General features: G+C 54.4%; 13 protein-coding genes and 1 pseudogene. 8 read left to right on the forward strand and 6 right to left on the reverse strand.

What is annotated here, in order from left to right; all coding sequences use genetic code 11:
* Window positions 1-2 precede the first annotated feature (2 nt).
* Genes rplS through CCALI_RS13240 form a run of 4 tightly spaced genes read left to right on the forward strand, consistent with a single transcriptional unit; the run spans window position 3 to window position 2,184 of the window.
* Complete coding sequence (rplS, locus tag CCALI_RS13225; RefSeq protein WP_044950560.1) at window positions 3-311, forward strand: 50S ribosomal protein L19; 309 nt, start codon at window positions 3-5, stop codon at window positions 309-311.
* Between the two features lie 9 nt (window positions 312-320).
* A complete protein-coding gene (lepB, locus tag CCALI_RS13230) occupies window positions 321-1,139 on the forward strand; it encodes a signal peptidase I (RefSeq protein ID WP_016483977.1) in 819 nt (272 codons plus the stop codon).
* 6 nt (window positions 1,140-1,145) lie between these two features.
* Complete coding sequence (locus CCALI_RS13235) at window positions 1,146-1,787, forward strand: ribonuclease HII (protein WP_016483978.1); 642 nt, start codon at window positions 1,146-1,148, stop codon at window positions 1,785-1,787.
* A gap of 4 nt (window positions 1,788-1,791) precedes the next feature.
* Window positions 1,792-2,184 (forward strand): YraN family protein, encoded by a 393-nt coding sequence (locus CCALI_RS13240; RefSeq protein ID WP_016483979.1) that lies wholly within the window; start codon window positions 1,792-1,794, stop codon window positions 2,182-2,184.
* A gap of 136 nt (window positions 2,185-2,320) precedes the next feature.
* Here CCALI_RS13240 and cysC read toward each other — a convergent pair.
* The 3 genes and pseudogenes from cysC to sat form a co-directional block, all read right to left on the reverse strand.
* Window positions 2,321-2,884, reverse strand: a pseudogene (gene cysC / locus CCALI_RS13245) (adenylyl-sulfate kinase); the annotation flags it as partial.
* 30 nt (window positions 2,885-2,914) lie between these two features.
* Window positions 2,915-3,700 carry a sulfite exporter TauE/SafE family protein gene (locus CCALI_RS13250; protein WP_016483981.1) on the reverse strand — a complete coding sequence of 262 codons (786 nt, stop codon included), beginning with the start codon at window positions 3,698-3,700 and terminating at the stop codon, window positions 2,915-2,917.
* A gap of 11 nt (window positions 3,701-3,711) precedes the next feature.
* Window positions 3,712-4,884 carry a sulfate adenylyltransferase gene (sat, locus tag CCALI_RS13255; protein ID WP_016483982.1) on the reverse strand — a complete coding sequence of 391 codons (1,173 nt, stop codon included), beginning with the start codon at window positions 4,882-4,884 and terminating at the stop codon, window positions 3,712-3,714.
* A 286-nt stretch (window positions 4,885-5,170) separates the two neighbouring features.
* On the opposite strand from sat, the gene CCALI_RS13260 reads away from it, so the two are divergent.
* Complete coding sequence (locus tag CCALI_RS13260) at window positions 5,171-9,829, forward strand: alpha-2-macroglobulin family protein (protein WP_016483983.1); 4,659 nt, start codon at window positions 5,171-5,173, stop codon at window positions 9,827-9,829.
* Window positions 9,830-10,168: 339 nt separating this feature from the next.
* Window positions 10,169-12,241, forward strand: coding sequence for a hypothetical protein (locus CCALI_RS13265; protein ID WP_156415926.1), 2,073 nt, complete (start codon window positions 10,169-10,171; stop codon window positions 12,239-12,241).
* Here CCALI_RS13265 and CCALI_RS13270 read toward each other — a convergent pair.
* The 3 genes from CCALI_RS13270 to CCALI_RS13280 form a co-directional block, all read right to left on the reverse strand.
* The gene (locus CCALI_RS13270) at window positions 12,218-12,427 is read right to left on the reverse strand and encodes a hypothetical protein (protein ID WP_016483985.1); all 210 of its coding nucleotides are present in this window, start codon (window positions 12,425-12,427) and stop codon (window positions 12,218-12,220) included. The genes CCALI_RS13265 and CCALI_RS13270 overlap by 24 nt on opposite strands.
* 98 nt (window positions 12,428-12,525) lie before the next feature.
* On the reverse strand, window positions 12,526-12,744 hold the full coding sequence (locus tag CCALI_RS13275; protein ID WP_016483986.1) for a hypothetical protein: 219 nt from the start codon (window positions 12,742-12,744) through the stop codon (window positions 12,526-12,528).
* A 142-nt stretch (window positions 12,745-12,886) separates the two neighbouring features.
* A complete protein-coding gene (locus CCALI_RS13280; RefSeq protein WP_016483987.1) occupies window positions 12,887-14,353 on the reverse strand; it encodes a glutamate synthase subunit beta in 1,467 nt (488 codons plus the stop codon).
* A gap of 244 nt (window positions 14,354-14,597) precedes the next feature.
* Between CCALI_RS13280 and CCALI_RS13285 the strand changes: the two genes are divergently transcribed.
* Window positions 14,598-15,626, forward strand: a complete 1,029-nt coding sequence (locus tag CCALI_RS13285) for a Gfo/Idh/MocA family protein (protein WP_016483988.1) — start codon at window positions 14,598-14,600, stop codon at window positions 15,624-15,626.
* A 132-nt stretch (window positions 15,627-15,758) separates the two neighbouring features.
* Window positions 15,759-17,051, forward strand: a complete 1,293-nt coding sequence (locus CCALI_RS13290) for a hypothetical protein (RefSeq protein WP_016483989.1) — start codon at window positions 15,759-15,761, stop codon at window positions 17,049-17,051.
* Window positions 17,052-17,093: the final 42 nt, after the last annotated feature.

Below are 17,093 nucleotides of genomic sequence, written 5' to 3' on the forward strand. Positions count from 1 at the left end.
CTATCCCTGGCTTCCGCCCCGGCGATACCGTGCGAGTGCACGCGAAAGTGGTAGAGGGCGATCGAGAGCGTATTCAGGTGTTTGAGGGCGTGGTTATCGCAATGAATAATGGGGGGGTGCGCAAGAGTTTCACGGTTCGTAAAATCTCCCATGGGGTGGGCGTGGAACGAACCTTCCTGCTCTACTCGCCGCGCATTGAAAAGATCGAGGTGGTGCGCTACGGGAAAGTGCGTCGCGCAAAACTGTACTACCTGAGGACGAAGATCGGCAAGCAAGCCCGAATTAAAGAAGATCGCGACGCGAAGCGTTAGAGATAGGCGATGACTCCAGCTCCACATGAAACAGGCGCCTTAGAGTTCTTCGCCTATCTCTCCACGGCGCAGGTCGCTCTTGCTGCCCTCGTTCTCACGATCGTACGTGTTTTTGCGCTACAACGCTATAAGGCTGCAGTCGAAGCACACAAAGCGGTGGAAGATGCTGGCTCGTTCTGGGCCTTCATCGCCGAGATCTGCGAATCCTTCCTTGTGGCCGGTGTGCTCGTCTTCTTCATTATTCGCCCCTTCTTCATTCAAGCGTTCTATATCCCCACCGAATCGATGGAGAACACCCTGATGGGGCACGATACCTTCGATCCAACAACCGGCCAGACCTACGCGCATGCTGTGCATGACCGCATTTTCGTAAATAAGCTCATCTATCGTTTTACCAACCCAAAACGTGGCGATGTGATCGTGTTTCGTGCCCCTAAAGCCGCCGATTCGGATGATATCGCTCTCGGCAAACCCCTCAAAGAGAATATCCTCATTAAGCGGGTCATCGGGATTCCAGGAGATACCATCCAGATCAAACAAGTGGGGCCTTACGATTACGTGTTCCGTAATGGGGTTCAACTGAATGAATATCATAACCCCAAACTGCCTTATAGTATCAAAGATCCGATGGACCCTTCCCTCAACCCCAATTTCAAATATGGCTTTAAATCCCCCGTGCATTTGGGGCCTGGACAGTACTGGGTGATGGGAGATAACCGTAACTACAGCTTTGATAGTCGCTACTGGGGCGTGGTAACACGTAACCGTATTATCGGCAAAGCCTTTTTTATCTTTTGGCCGCTGAATCGCATTGGCTTTATCCATTGAGGTAGGGTGGAAGGAATTTTTGAAACAGATTGGTGGGCGGAAGAGAGAGCTGCAGCCCAAGCAGGCTACACCTGCATTGTGGGCATTGACGAGGCCGGACGTGGTGCGCTTGCCGGGCCGGTTGTCGCCGCCTGCGTGCTCCTACCTTTTGGATGGTGTCCGAAAGGTCTTAACGATTCCAAGCAGTTAACTCCGTGCGAACGAGAAACGCTCTACGAAACGATCTCCCAAAAGGCTCGTGCCTTTGGCGTAGCAGTGGTGGACGCTGAACGTATTGATGCCATTAACATTTTGAGAGCCACGCACGAAGCCATGCGAAGCGCGCTAGCCGCCCTGCCAAAAGGTCTTTTTCCCGATCTCGCGCTGATTGATGGTCTTCCCGTTCGTCCCTTTCCCATACCTCAAAAAGCCCTCGTAAAAGGTGACGCGCGCTGTGCCTCTATTGCTGCTGCCTCTGTGGTTGCAAAGGTTACGCGCGATCGCATAATGCATGAGTTAGATAGACGCTATCCCGTCTATGGTTTTGCGAACCACAAAGGATATGCGACCCAAGAACATCTGAAAGCCCTACAGGTCCACGGTCCTTGTCCCTTACACCGACGTAGTTTTCGTCCCGTCGCAGAGATATGCACGCTTTGGGAGCGTTAAAGCGATGAGTACGAGTAAACATGCCTCTGGTGCAAAATGGGAACAAGTGGTTCAAGTCTATCTGAAAGATGCCGGGTGGCAGATTTTAGATACGAACTATCGAAGCCCTTTTGGCGAGCTAGATATCGTGGCGTTGGAGCCGACCACTAGCGACCCTGTTATCGTGTTTGTAGAGGTGCGTTCGCGTAGGGGGAGCCTGTACGGTGCTCCCATCGAAAGCATAACGGCTAAAAAACGTGCGCGTATTCTCGCTACCGCTTACCAGTGGCTATCGGAACATGCGGAAGGGACGGCAGAGCCAGCCATTCGTTTCGATGTTGCAGCCGTTACCGTTGATTGCGATGGAAAGGCTGAGATAACTCTCTACCGAGGCGCCTTTGATGCCACAGGAGTTTAGAAAGAACGAAAACAAATAGGGGTGACGAAGCCACCATGTTTGAAACGCCGTCACCCCAAACTAGGAACGCTACAGCCGTTGAAGTTCAGGGAAAAAGAAAGGCAAAAGGGGTTTCTAATATCGAGAGTAAGGCATTTTATTTGATCAGCCCTTGTTGTGTGAGGTAATCGAGTATCTTCTGGGCAGACTGTTCCACACTCTCCTCTGCCGTATACACCACCACCTCCGGATGCTCCGGAGGCTCGTAAGGGTCGGATATCCCTGTAAAATTGGCTATCTCCCCCGCCAAAGCCTTCTTGTACAAACCCTTCACATCTCGCTCTATTAACGCTTCTAGCGGAGCACAAGCATACACCTCCACAAACCTGGCCTTCCCCTCTTCTTCCACTAAACGCCTTATCTCCTCCCTTACCTCTCGATAAGGGGAGATCGCCGCCGTGATCGCTATCACCCCATGACGTGCTAACACCCGTGCTACCCAACCGATCCGACGGATGTTGGTGTCCCTATCCTCTTTGCTAAAACCTAATCCCTTCGACAGGTGTGTCCGCACCTCGTCCCCATCCAGCAACTCCACCTCGTAACCCCGACGACCAAACTCCTCTACTAGGTAGTTGGCCAGCGTGGACTTGCCTGCCCCCGATAAACCCGTAAACCACAAGATAAACCCACGATGTGTTCCCATACTCTGTCGTTTTTTCTCCTTCGTTGATGTTGTCTTTGAAAATCCTTAAGCCATGATGGCCTTCAGACCACTTAATAATAACACCCCTGCCAGCACCAGACGCATCGGGCGTTCCGCGGTCTTCACACACAGATAGCTCCCCAGCAACTCCCCTGGAATGGAGCCCAGTAGGAGGCTGCCCAACAGCCCATAGTCTATCCCCTTTAATACCACATTGCTTAAAGCTGCCACCCCTGTCAGCAGCACCGCATGCGCCGTCTCTGTCCCTATCGTCGTTGTCGCCTCTAACCCAAATACCAACAACAGCACCGGCCCAAAGAGCGCTCCCCCTCCTACCGAGGTCACTCCGACCATCATCCCAAACACAAATCCCACCGGAATGGCTATCCATGCCGCCTGATGCCGCTTGCCTAACGCTACCGGCAAACGCCACTGTGCAAAACGCGGATGCGCCTTCAACGCTATCGGAAGAGCCGACACCAAAAGCGTTAAGCCCAAAAGATGCAGCACAAAATGGCGTAGCGCTTCACTGCTCACATGTCCATAACGATGCAAGCCCCATAAACCCCATATCCCTACTAAAGCTCCTGGAATGCTACCAATGGCTAAGAGTTTTACTAGGGGCCACTTGATACGACCTCGGCGCCAAAAGACGCCTACTCCCGCAAGACGAGACAGCGTGGAGTACGCCAAATCTGTCCCTATCGCTATCTTGGGCTCTACTCCCAACAGAAAGATCAGTACCGGGGTGGTAATCGAGCCCGCGCCCGTGCCCGTTAGGCCTACAATGAAACCGATGACAAGACCTACCACCGAATAACGAAAATCCATCACCCCTCTCCTTAAGAACTGTTTCGAAAGGCCTCTATCAAAACCTCAGCCACCTCCGGACGCGTAAACTCCACCGGAGGCCGTTGACCCGCTCTTAACATCTCCCGCACCTTGGTTCCCGATAACGTTACATGCGCCTCCGATGGATGCGGACACGTCTTGGAGGTGGCCATGCTCCCACACTGTTGGCACCAAAAGGCATGCTCAAACTTTAACGGGATGATGCCGATCTCTTCGGGGGAAAACGCATCAAAAATCTCTTGGGCCTCATAGGTACCATAGTAGTTGCCTACTCCAGCGTGGTCGCGCCCCACGATGAAATGAGTACAACCATAATTCTTGCGCAAGAGGGCATGAAACACCGCCTCCCGAGGCCCCGCGTAGCGCATGGCCGAAGGGTTCACCGCCAGAAGGGTGCGATCCAGAGGATAATAGTTGTCCAGTAACACCCGATAACAGCGCATCCGCACCGACGCGGGAATGTCATCGCCTTTGGTCTCTCCCACTAAGGGGTGCAGCAAAAGACCATCCACCATCTCCAAGGCCACCTTTTGCAGGTACTCATGGGCACGGTGGACAGGGTTTCGGGTTTGAAATCCCACCACGGTGCGCCAACCTTTTTGGGCAAAGTAGGCGCGCGTTTGGGTCGGGGTCAGGTAGTATTCGGGGAAGTCGGTGTGGGGAGGTAGGGTAAGTACCTCAACATCGCCTCCTGCGTACAGCTCCGGTTGGGCATAGAGAATGGCTACTCCGGGATGAGCGGGGTCGGTGGTTTTGTAGATAGCTTGGGCCTCTTGGGCTTTGTCGTAGGGATAGATATCTTGAAGATGAAGGATGGCGAGGGGTTGTCCGTCTTGGGCGGTAAGGGTAGCCTTTGGATGAGTAGCGAGGGTTTTGGCCTGCTCTTGGGAGATGGGAAGGGTGAGGGGAATAGTCCAAGGGAGGCCGTTGGCGAGGCGCATGGAGTGGAGGACGCTTTGGTAGTCCTTCTGGTTAAGGAAGCCGGTAAGGGGGCTAGCGGCTCCGATAGCGATGATTTCGAGGTCGGAGATTTGTCGGGGGGTGAGGGGAATGGTAGGGAGGGTTTTTGCCAGCGCTAAGGTGGATTCATAGCGCTCTTGAGGGACAAAACGATTGATAAGCACCCCCCCATGGGGGGCTATAAGGCCGGAAGCTGCTGACATGGGGCTATTGGTTCCTTTCTTGTTCGATGTCGTCTGGTTCGTGGAGTATAGAATACCCGATTCGAACAAAGAAAATCAATACTTATCTGATTATTTTAGTCAGGTATGAGGGAGCAAAGAGATTTTTCTATTTCCTGCCGCGGAAGGCTGTAGTGCGTATGGGAGGGTGTTTGGAAACCGTTTCTGCTGTGGAGTACCTGAGCCGCTGAGGTAACCTTTTGGTGGATGGATTCGTCTAAATGGCGTCAATCGAACCTATATGCCGTGCTGGTAAGGAGGTTTCCCAATGGGCAAAGTGGCATTATGGACAGCAAAGATGGTATGCGCCTTCGGCGGCGCTCTTGTCCTTTTTGGAGCTTTGGGGCAGGGGAAGACGCCGGCCTCGACGGAGGGCAACGCGGTAAAGCTTTCTCCTATTGAAGTCATTGCGCGCGGCCAGGACACATGGATTTGTGGCTCGCGCGCCGGTTTACGGCTCATTGTAAAGAACCACGATACAGGACAGCCTTTGCCCTCTCGGGTTCGCATTGCCCTGGCGTCGCAAAGTAGACCCCACGAGACGAAGCTTCTGTTTGAGGGGACGACCGATCGCTATGGAACGCTCGATGGTAGCTTTTCTACGGCGTCTCTTACGCCAGGAACCTATCAGCTTGCTGTGAAGGTGAAAACACCGATCGGTGAGGATGGATTTGAGACAACGGTACGGTTGGTAAGGCAGGTCAAAATCTATCTCACCACGGATAAACCGCTCTATCAACCTGGTCAAATCATCCATATGCGCGTGTTGGCGCTTGATGCGGGCACGTTACGGCCACTTGGCAAAACGCCCATTACCTTCTCGGTAACGGATGGGCGCGGGAACCGAGTATTCAAGGAGGAAAAGACGCTTTCGGACTTTGGCACAGTAGGCGCCGATTTTCAGCTGGCCGATGAGGTCAATACGGGCGTCTATCGTATTACAGCCGAGACTCTCGATAGCTCCGTGGTACGTACGGTAGAGGTAAAGCCGTACGTTCTGCCCAAATTCCAGATCACGCTGAAGCCCGATCGAGGCTACTACCAGCCGGGTCAGGTGGTCACTTGTCGCTTACGTGCCTCCTACTTCTTTGGGAAGCCTGTAGCCAATGCCGAAGTAAAGGCAACGGTGAGTACCCTTGATGTAGAAAACCATGAGCTAGCAACCTTTGAAGGGCATACCGATGCCGTAGGCAGCTATACATTTCGCTATCGCCTGCCGGAGACACTCGTGGGTCAGCCTATGGCACAGGGTAACGCCCTGGTCAACTTTAATGTAAAGGTGAAAGATACAGCAGAGCAGGAACAGGAGGCTGCATTGAGCGTGCCGGTTTCGAGCCAGCCTCTCCATATAACGCTAGTGCCCGAATCGGAAAAGCTGCTGCCGGGCATGCCCAATCGGGTCTATGTTGCCGTCTCGACCCCAGATGGGCAGCCGGTTCCAAATGCACAAGTCCATTTCCAGTTTACGACCGCCCCTGGTAGCTCGGATCAGGCCACAGGCGTCTCCTTGCAGTGCATGACCGATGCACTAGGAATAGGGGAGATAGATTTCGTTCCTAAGAGTAGCCAAGGCAATGTGATCTGCACTGTTTCCGACAAACAGGGCCGTAAAAGCTCTACCTCAATGAATTTAGGCACCGGGCAGAACGCGGAGCTACTGCTGCGCGTGGATCGGCCGCTTGCGAAGGTAGGGGATGTACTGCAGCTCACCTGCTTTTCCCAGCAAAAAACAGGGACCGTCTACCTCGATGTGCTGCGTAACCACCAAACGATTCTCACCGATGCCTTCCCCATTCAGGATGGCAAGGGCACGCTGCGCTTGCCGCTTAGCCCTGACATGGAGGGTACTCTGGAGCTGCATGCCTATCAAGTATTGCCGAACGAGCTGATACCTCAAGATGTTCGCTATGCGTTTGTGCTGCCGGCCAACGATCTGCAGCTAGCAGTTTCTACCGATAAGGAGGAGTACCGCCCTGGCACCGATGCCGTCATCCGTTTCCATGTCTCGGACAAGGAGGGGCATCCTGTAGCGGCCGCACTCGGTGTGGCTATGGTAGACGAGAGCGTTTTTGCGCTTTCTGATCTGCAGCCGAGTTTAGCCGAAATCTACTTCCTACTAGAACAACAGCTTCTGACCCCTCGATACGAAATTCATGGTCTGACACCAGAGCAGCTCATTCCCGTCCGCAATCCGTTGCCTTTGCAAGAACGACAGCGGGCGGCGCAGCTGCTATTTGCTGCGGCACGGAATGGCGCGGTAGGTGGATGGCCGGCAGGCTTCGCCGTTGTCACCTGGAATCCCGGTCCCAGGATACCCAACCAATCCGTTCCAGGGTATACGCTATTCATTGATACTTATGAAGAACGTTATGCAAAATTAATTCAGACGATTTTTAGCCGCATGCAGGAATCGCTCGCTCAAATTGAAAAGGCGATAAAGACATATCAGACCCAAACCGGCCAGACTCTTGTAACGGGTGTGAAACCGATGGAGCTGGTGGATAGAGGGCTCTTGTCGAAGGAGGCTTTACGCGACGCTTTGGGGCGTCCCTATCAGATAGATATTCAAGGGGAGGGAGCAGACGTTAGGATACGTCTGACCAGCGCTGGCTTGGACGGTAAGTTCAACACGGGAGACGATTTTACGCTTTGGGGACCGCAAGCAGTGTTATGGGAGATGCGGGGTAGAGCGGTTTTCCAGGGTGCAATGGGCGGATTTGCCGGAGGGCGCATGGGGCTCGCGCCAGGTTCTCCTATGGTCTTGACGATGAGGGCAGCCAACGCCTCCATGGCAAAGCCAGTTGGGGCTAGTGCCCCTGAACCGCGTATAAGAAGCTACTTTCCCGAGACTCTCTACTGGAACCCTAACCTCATTACTGATGCGCAAGGCGAAGCTACCTTGCGACTGCCGATGGCCGACTCGATCACCACATGGCGCATGAGCTTGCTCGCTAACAGCCTGCAAGGGGCCTTGGGCAGCGCCACAAAACAAGTTCGCGTGTTTCAACCGTTCTTTGTAGATCTTAATCTCCCTGTGGCTTTAACACAAGGCGACCGCATCTCCTTGCCCGTTACCATCTACAACTATTTGCCGAAAGCGCAAAAGGTTCGCCTTGTGCTGAAGTTGCAGCCCTGGTTTCAGTTGGAGGGTAGCAATGAGCGCAAGCTTACAGTGACACCGGAAGAGGTTACGGTAGTACATTTCCCCATTATGGCCAAGGGGATAGGAGAGCACTCGCTTACCGTGGTGGCCTATGGAAATCAGCTCTCCGATGCAGTTCGACGACAGATAAGGGTAGAACCAAACGGGCACAAAACAGAGGTCATTCACAACGGAACGCTACAGGGCACCGTTACCCAGCGACTCATGTTGCCGCCGGAGGCCGTGCCGGGAGCGAGTAAGGTGCTGGTGAAAATCTATCCTGGCGTCTTTAGCCAAGTTGTCGAGGGGCTAGACGGGCTGCTGCAGATGCCTTATGGGTGCTTCGAGCAGACCTCCTCTACCACCTATCCCAATATCCTGATTCTATCTTATCTGCAAAAGACCCATCAGGTGAACCCTGCTGTACAGATGCGAGCCGAGCAGTACATTGGCATCGGCTATCAACGCTTAGTCACCTTTGAAGTGCCGGGTGGCGGATTCTCATGGTTTGGCAATCCACCGGCAAACCAGGTGTTAACAGCCTACGGACTGCTCGAGTTCTCCGACATGGCCAAAGTACGCGACGTAGACCAGCAACTTCTCCATCGCACACAGCAGTGGCTTGCAGAAAAACAACGAGCCGATGGTAGCTGGCTGGAAGAAGGGCCAGGGATTGCCGAGGGGATTATCAATCGTCAGACCGGTGCCTTGCGCACCACCGCCTATGTGGATTGGGCGCTGGCGGAGAGCGGCTATACGGGCCCGCAAGTGACCAACGGCATTGCCTATGTCGAGAGGCATCTCGACGAGGCGGACGACCCCTACACTCTGGCGTTGATTTTAAATCTGCTGGTTGCGGCACGCAACGCCGATCCGAACACGTCCCGTGTTGCGCAAAAGCTTATCTCGTTAGCGCACACCACCGACACCACAGCCTGGTGGGAAGGGAAAACGGTGACCTTTACAGGCGCTGCGAATCTGGGGGCCGACCTTGAAACTTGCGGTCTGGCAGCCTATGCACTGGCGCGATGGGGAGGCGACCCTGCTTTTACCACCAAAGCGCTCAACTATATTGTGCAACAACGCGACGCTGCCGGGACTTGGCAGACGACTCAGGCCACCGTGTGGTGTATGCGCGCTCTTCTCTACGCCAGCAGCCAGGGTGCCGCGAAGGGAAGTGGGTTAGTTACCGTGGCGATGAACGGCCAAAAAGTTGCCACGCTCTCGGTTACCGAGGCCAATCACGATATTCTGCAGCAGGTCGAGATACAGAAGCCACTGCACGCGGGAGAGAATCTGCTCGAAATCCACTTCGAGGGAAAAGGGGCGTTGGGCTACCAGGCGGTTAACCGCTACTATCTACCATGGCGCGATACCATGCCACCCGTAGGACCTCCTACAGAGCCGCTTGCCTTGGCCGTGCACTACGACCGAACGACCCTGGCACAGAACGATACGGTGGGGGTGACAGTCACCATTCATAACAACACCGATAGCACGGTGGAGATGCCTCTCATTGACCTCGGAGTGCCGCCCGGCTTTACGGTGGAGACGGACGGCCTGGAGGAGGCGGTTAAAGCGAGAACCATAGATAAATACACAGTGGCGGCGCGGCAGATCATCGTCTATCTCCAAAAGCTCACACCAAACCAAGCGATCACTTTACGCTACAAGGTGCGCGCGCTCTTCCCCGTGAAGGCGCTTACGCCGCTGAGTAAGGTCTATCCCTACTACGATCCGGAGAAGGTCACCATCGTTCCACCTCAAACCGTTGTGGTTGAGTAGACACGTCTGAAAACGTTGGTTGAGTCAGGGGGCACCGTTGCATTTTACTGCCCCCTGACCTTTTGTGAGCGGCTAAGGCACAGAGGTTTAAGCGGGCGGTATAATGCCTCATGTAAAACCGCTGGAGAGGAACCGCCTTTGTGTCGCAAGCGATTTTGTGCCCATCTGATGTTTGTTGTCCTAGTCTATCTTCTCTTCGGCCAAAGTGTAAAAGCACAACCAACCTCGCCAGCTCCAAAGCTCATTCTCGTGCTTTGTGATGGCCTCACTATAAGAGACCTGGAGAACCCGCATCATCCAGCTCTTTATCTCCTCGCTCGGTCTGGAGCAGTCGGTCTTATGAACGTGCGTACCGCTCAGCCCTATTCCCATCTTTCAGCGCTTCTTACGTTGGCGGCAGGCCAAATGGAGGCGGCGCAGCCTACCGATGGTTGGGCTTTTCAACAACAGGAGCAAGTCCCTAACTCGCGAGGAACGGCCGGCATTCTCTATCTGCGATACACAGGGCTAGTACCTACAAAGCCCATCGTGCATCTCGGCATCGCCTCGCTTTTGCGACGTAAGCTGAATACGGTGCTGCTTGGCTCTCTTCTGAATCAGGCTAGGCCCCCTATAGTTGCGGCGATCTATGGAAACGCAGATGCGAGTCAGCCCGATCGAAGCGCTGCGTTGTTGGCCACCGACGCGTTTGGACAGGCACAAGGCGATCTGCTTTCTACACAGCGCGATGTGGAGGCTCCTTTCGGACAGCGCGATAAACGAATGGACTGGTTTTATAGCAAGATAGTAGGGGGCACTGCCTCTCTATGTGTGATTCAGCTTGGCGACATGACGCGCCTTGCTGCGCTACAAACAAAACTATCGGCGAAAACCTTCCAGGCGTTGCGTGAGAGAGCTCTTTCAAGGCTTGATGTCCTACTCTATATGCTATGGAGCTTCGTGCGCGATCATGGAAGTGTAGATTTTATCTTGGTGTCCCCTGTTGCTGCACGAGGGGCGGCACTGCCTGATGCTTGGCAGCGTCTTACGCCTATTGTGGCTTTAGGGCCGGACTTTCCTGCAGGTTTGCTGACATCGCCAACGACGCGCACACGAGGTCTCGTGGCAAATACCGACCTCGCACCGACGATCTTGAACCTATTCCACGTGCCCATACCGCCCACAATGACCGGACGCCCCTTTGTTGCGGTGCCCTATAGGGACGGGGCACACCGACTCGCGGTGTTGGCGCGAATGGATTATGTGAGTGTGCTCAATGCGCGAACTGTGGTAGGGGGTATGGTGGCTATCGGGGCGCTCGGATCCCTAATCGCCGTTGGAGCGTTGATAGCCCATCGCTTCAAAAACCGTAGGTTGGCACGCTGGCTTTCAGCCGTTTTTGTATGGGGGCTTAATCTCCCTACAGCGTTGTTGCTGGCACCGCTATGGGTACCCCCTACACGATGGGAGTATATCCTGCGGATCATGGCTTGGATGAGCCTGCTTACGCTGGGATGTTATGGGGTTGGGCGATGGTCACGTTGGAGACCACCGAGCATAGCCTGTTTGGTTTGCATTCTATTGATAGCTTTCGATCTGTGTAGCGGCCAGCAGCTCATTAAGGATTCGCTGCTCAGCGGGTATGCGTTGTCGGGAATTCGCTACTATGGCATTGGGAACGAGTATTTGGGTGTTCTTGTGGGCATGGCGTTGATAGGCGGGTGTGCCTGGCTTGACGATCTAGCCGTATTGCAGGCGAAAGAGAGCCCTCTTTACCGAAAAATGCTGGTGGGGGTCTGGGGGCTGTTAACCGTTCTCTTTGGTTGGCCCTATTGGGGGGCAAACTATGGTAGCTTGGTGGTTACTTGCGTCGCCTTTGGCTTGGGAAGAGAGGCCTTGTGGAATCGTTCGACGAGTCTCGTCAAGGCGATCGTGTTGGGATGTTGCGGAATAGGGCTTGCCTTTCTATTCGGAGAACTTGATGCGAGCTTGGCGCGCAGGGCCAGCTCTCATGCGGGCTATGTTTTGGAGGAGGCCAAGCACGGAAGGGGAGTACGTTATTTAGGCGAGATTATCCTCCGAAAACTGGCTATGAACGCACATCTGCTGACCTCGCCTTACCTCTATCTAGGAATTGGGGTTGTCACCACCATTTTGGCTGCGAGTTTCTGGTTGTTGTGCCCAGAGGAGCGGGCGAGGCTCTTCCGACGCGTCCATACGGTAAAGGCGCTTGAAGCGCTGCCGGCAACAGTTGTTGTTACCCTATTCTTTAAGGATTCGGGAGTGGTGAGCATTATCTTTCTAATAGGAACAACCTGTGCGATTCTTCTATGGTATGCGCTGCAAGAAGAGAGTGGGGAGAAAGGAGGACGAGAGGGCGTTGCGTCCTTCTGTAGCCCTTCGTCCCCCTTAAGCGGCAAGATCGAGCCGTGAGGCGCTATTCGCGCTAAATGCGACTCGGTTGGCTTCGGGAGTGAACTGCACCCGATTCTGGGTAGGTTGAAATTTCACCCGATTCGAGATCGCGTGAAACCCTACCCGGCTCTGCACAGGTTGATACTGCAAGCGATTCTGCACAGAGCTGAACTGCAGTCTGTCTTGCGTGCCGATCTCATTCAAGTGAGGTTCCTCCTTTCCCTACGAAAGGTCCTCGGCGGCAAGACAGATTTATGTTCGGTCGTTTCCTGCTGCGCGCTTCTTGTAACTTCTACCAGGTTTTAGGCCGCTTGGTCTAAAATCGAGAGCGAATCGCTTGCAAGCAACCCGACGATACGAACATGCTCCGGTGAACCTCGAACGACAACGCGCTCTTTTACAGGGATAAAACGCACCTGATCGGTTACCGGCGCGTAGTGGATACGATTGGGGATAGGTGCATACCTTATCTGCCCTTCTAGAATGCCGGCCGCACCAGCCCCTTGCGTGTCGAGCGGCATACTACCTCCTCCTTTCTACGCCAAAGCCCCATCCGGCGCTTTCGTTGGGATGGGGCGATTTGACACGCCAATAGGTTATCGGATGGCTGTCTCTAGGCGCTAACTGAAAGAAGCGCGAGATTTTTATCGCTCGACCGAATTTTCACACACAGAGGGGCGTTGCACGGGTAAGCGGCAGATCGGAGTGACCCATCAGGTAGAGATCCACTCCACGAGCCGCTTCGCGGCCTTCAGCAATGGCCCAAACGATAAGCGACTGCCCACGTCGCATATCCCCACAGGCGAAGACACCAGGGACGCTGGTGGCATAGTTGCTATCTGTCTTTACATTGCCGCGCTGATCGAGCTCTACGCCCAATTGGGCTAATATGCCTCCGTGTTCGGGGTGTAGGAAGCCAAGGGCTAGCAACACAAGGTCTACCTCGAGTTCAAATTCAGATCCGGGTATCTCTTCCATGAGACGACGCCCTTCGGCATCTGGTTGACTCCACTGCACGCGCACGGCATGTAGTTTTTTGACTTTTCCGTTTTCTCCGGAAAAGGCCTTGGTGCTAACACACCACTCGCGAATACCGCCCTCTTCGTGGGCAGCGGAGGTACGAAGAATCATAGGGTAGCGTGGCCAAGGCATGGTCTCGTCTCGGCTTGAAGGGGGCTTAGGCATAATTTCAAACTGATAGACCTCTATGGCGCCCTGCCGATGGACGGTACCAAGGCAGTCTGCTCCGGTGTCGCCACCACCTAAAATGGCTACACGCTTGCCAGCAGCGGTGATTTGAGGTTTATCTTCGGGCCAAATGCCAGCAACACGGCGGTTTTGCTGGGGGAGAAACTCCATGGCAAAGTAGATGCCCTCTAGCTCGCGTCCGGGAACGTTGAGGTCGCGCGGCACGGTGCAGCCACCGGCAAGCACAATGGCATCGAAGTCACGCCGCAACTCCTCACCGGAGATATCTACCCCTACGTTAACATTGGGGCGGAAGATCACCCCCTCTTCCTCCATCTGTTGAAGCCGCCGATCTAGCACCCATTTTTCCAGCTTAAAATCGGGGATGCCATAGCGCAAAAGACCTCCAATACGGTCGGAGCGCTCGAAGACGGTAACGGTATGACCAGCCCTGTTGAGCTGTTGCGCGCAGGCGAGGCCAGCCGGACCGGAGCCGACGATAGCCACTTTACGGCCGGTACGTTTGGTTGGGGGTTCGGGTTTGATCCAGCCCTCATCCCAGCCCATTAGGGCGAGGCTCTCCTCGATGCGGCGAATGGTGACCGGCTCTTGATTGATGCCTAGCACGCAGGCGGCCTCACAGGGAGCTGGGCAAAGTTTTCCGGTGAACTCAGGGAAGTTGTTGGTCGCATGAAGTTCGGCTAAAGCCTCGCGCCAGCGTCCACGATAGGTGAGATCGTTCCAATCTGGGATGATATTTCCTAGGGGACATCCCTGATGGCAAAATGGAATGCCGCAATCCATACAGCGTGCTGCTTGACGTTGTAGCTTCTCGCGAGGAAACTCCAAATAGAACTCGCACCAATCCTTCTTTCTCTCCTCCACGGGGCGGCGCGGAGGTAGCTCACGCTGATACTTCAAAAAACCTTTTGGGTCTGCCATGGCCTTTCATCTCTTGAGAAAAGTTTCCGCGCTTTTATGCGGTTGTAGGGGCACACCCAAATTTGCCACCAATCTCTTTCAAAGCACGGATTCATATTATACACCATACAGTGAGCGTTTTTGACAAAAAGTTTTCGGGCTATCCATTTCGAGCCGCGGGGGAAGAGCCTTGTTTTATCTGTCGAACCTTAGTAAGAGAGCGGGTAATATGTAAAGACGATTTTTGGGCAAGGGTAAGGAAGCAATGGATAGGGTAAGATGGGCTATTTTGGGCACGGGAGGCATTGCGCGCAAGCTGGCTAATGCCATACGCCAATCTCGCCACGGGGAGCTGGTGGCCGTTGCGAGCAGGACACAGGCCTCTGCCGATGCTTTCGGGGAGGAGTTTGGCATTCCACGCCGCTATGAGGGCTATGCACGTGTTTTGGACGACGCCGATGTAGAGGCCGTCTACATCTCGCTTCCAAACCATCTGCACGCGGAATGGACGGTGCGTTGCGCAAACGCCAAGAAGCATGTCCTGTGCGAAAAGCCCTTCACTGTGAACACGGCTGAGGCCGAGCACGCGCTCGATGTCGTTCGACGCGAGAGGGTTTTGTTTATGGAGGCTTTCCAATATCGCTGCCACCCCACGATGCATCGCATCTGTGAGCTTGTTCGTGAGGGTGCTATTGGCGAGTTGAAGCTCATCCATGCGAGTTTTCAGTATAACCTCGGTCCGAAATACGATAACATTCGACTTTCCAACCCAGCCGCAGGTGGGGGCATTATGGATGTAGGATGCTATACCCTCTCCTTCGCCCGCCTGATAGCCGGCGTTGCGGTGGGCCAAACCTGCACCGAGCCGATCGAGCTAAAAGGCTGCGCGCATATCGGGACGGTAAGCCGGGTAGATGAGCAGGCCACAGCGGCCTTGAAGTTTCCAAAGGGGATTGTGGCCTATCTAGCCTGTGGCACTCAGGTGCATTTTGACGCCACCGTGCGCCTTTTTGGAGCGGATGGTAGCCTTGAGGTAGCTAATTTATGGGTACCGCCTTTCGAGGGAAACAGCATTCGCCTACAGCGTGGTGGAAAGACCGAAGAGATTAGGGTAGAGACGAATAACGACCCCTATACAATTGAAGCCGATCTCTTCGCACAGTGTCTGAGGGAAGGACGCTTAGAAGCTCCGACACCTGCCATGACTCATGCAGACACATTGGGCAACATGCAGGCGCTCGATCGGTGGCGTGCAGAGGTGGGCCTCGTCTTCGATGTTGAGCGTACTCAGTAGACGGTTGAACTTTTTGGCCTCCGTCGCGTCTATACCGTTAATTATGGAGGGCTGCAACAAATAGTGCCAGCAAAATGCTGATGTGCCCCGGTGCATAGGGTATAGGCGTTTATGCGTCTAGAGGAGGAGCCAATGTTAACGAAACGTATGATCTACCCCGTATGTGCTGTTCTGGGAGCCTTAACCTTACTGAACGGGCTTCAGAGACAAGCGAGCGCGTTGCCCCAAACGACAGAGGGGCAGGTGTTACAAGGTATGCAAAACCTCTATCTCTCCGGGCCGGTTCTACGGTTCTATGCGAACGCCGACCCCGATGCCGTGCCCTCTATTCCCGATAACCTCTTGCAGTTGGCCAATTTCTCGAAAGGAGCTAACCGTCATATCTATTTGAACGTAGCGCGGGTGCGGCAAGTTATCGCTAACGACGAGGCGTTGGCCGTGTTCTTAAACGACCCCAATGTGGGACCTAGGCTACAACAAGCTTTGCAGCAGGCCCTGCTTTATGCCGGTTTAGAGGCGAATCCAAATGCCGGCTTTAACAGTTATAACGAACTTAATGCGATGTTTGGTGGAAAACGAAGGGCGCGCATTGCTGCCAACCCCAATCGGCTGCTAAAGCGGGGTGGGCAGGTAAGGCCTTCATCTCCACTTGCGACGCCAAATCCGCCTAACTCGGCAACCTCTGTGGCCAGCGACACCCAGCAGACCGTCGGTAACAGCAGTGCCCAACCGAAGAAGGGGGCGAACCTTAAGAACTTCGTCGCCGATGAGCTGCAGAAGGCGCAAGCTGCCGCCATTAATGACTTTACGGTGTTGGTGGGGCTGTCGCCGGATGGGCGGCAGGCGACTCTCTATGTGTTGGGCAGTTTACCCCAACAACAAAACCCAGATGTGCCCGTCAGTTTTACTGTAGAGGGGAGAACCTATCGGGAAGGGGATGCGGACTCGGCAGGAAACGACCAACCCTCCAACTATACGCTGGTGGATAAACTCAACCTGCCGGCAGCTTCGCAAGAGGCTCGCTATTTCTGTTATGTCTACCCGTTGGTAACCCCTGATCCAACCACCCAGATAGATTTTACCGTTCGGTACTGGCCGGCCCCCTTCCTCTCGATTATCCACGATGTTGCATTAGCTCATTCCGGGGTGAGTGCTAGCCCTAACACCATCTACGGTTGGACGGCTGTTCCGCTCACACGCCTGATCCGTTATAACCCTAAGCAGGCTCTTCTCGATTATGTGCTCGATCGCGCCGCCCTTGGAGGGGATGTGCAACAGGCCGAGCAGGAGCTACTTTACGGTAGAGCGCGAAAGCGGCTGCTGCAAAACAGGGCAGCCCAGAAAAGACAGGCGTTGCGCCGTAGGCCAAATCAAAACCTTCAAGGTAGCCCTACTGTGCCTCAAGGCAACTCTGGGCAGAATTAGCGGGTCGGCTTGAAACGAGGGTTTCTACAGGAAATTTTATTT

Source organism: Chthonomonas calidirosea T49 (assembly GCF_000427095.1).
In the GTDB taxonomy this organism is placed as follows: Bacteria; Armatimonadota; Chthonomonadetes; order Chthonomonadales; family Chthonomonadaceae; genus Chthonomonas; species Chthonomonas calidirosea.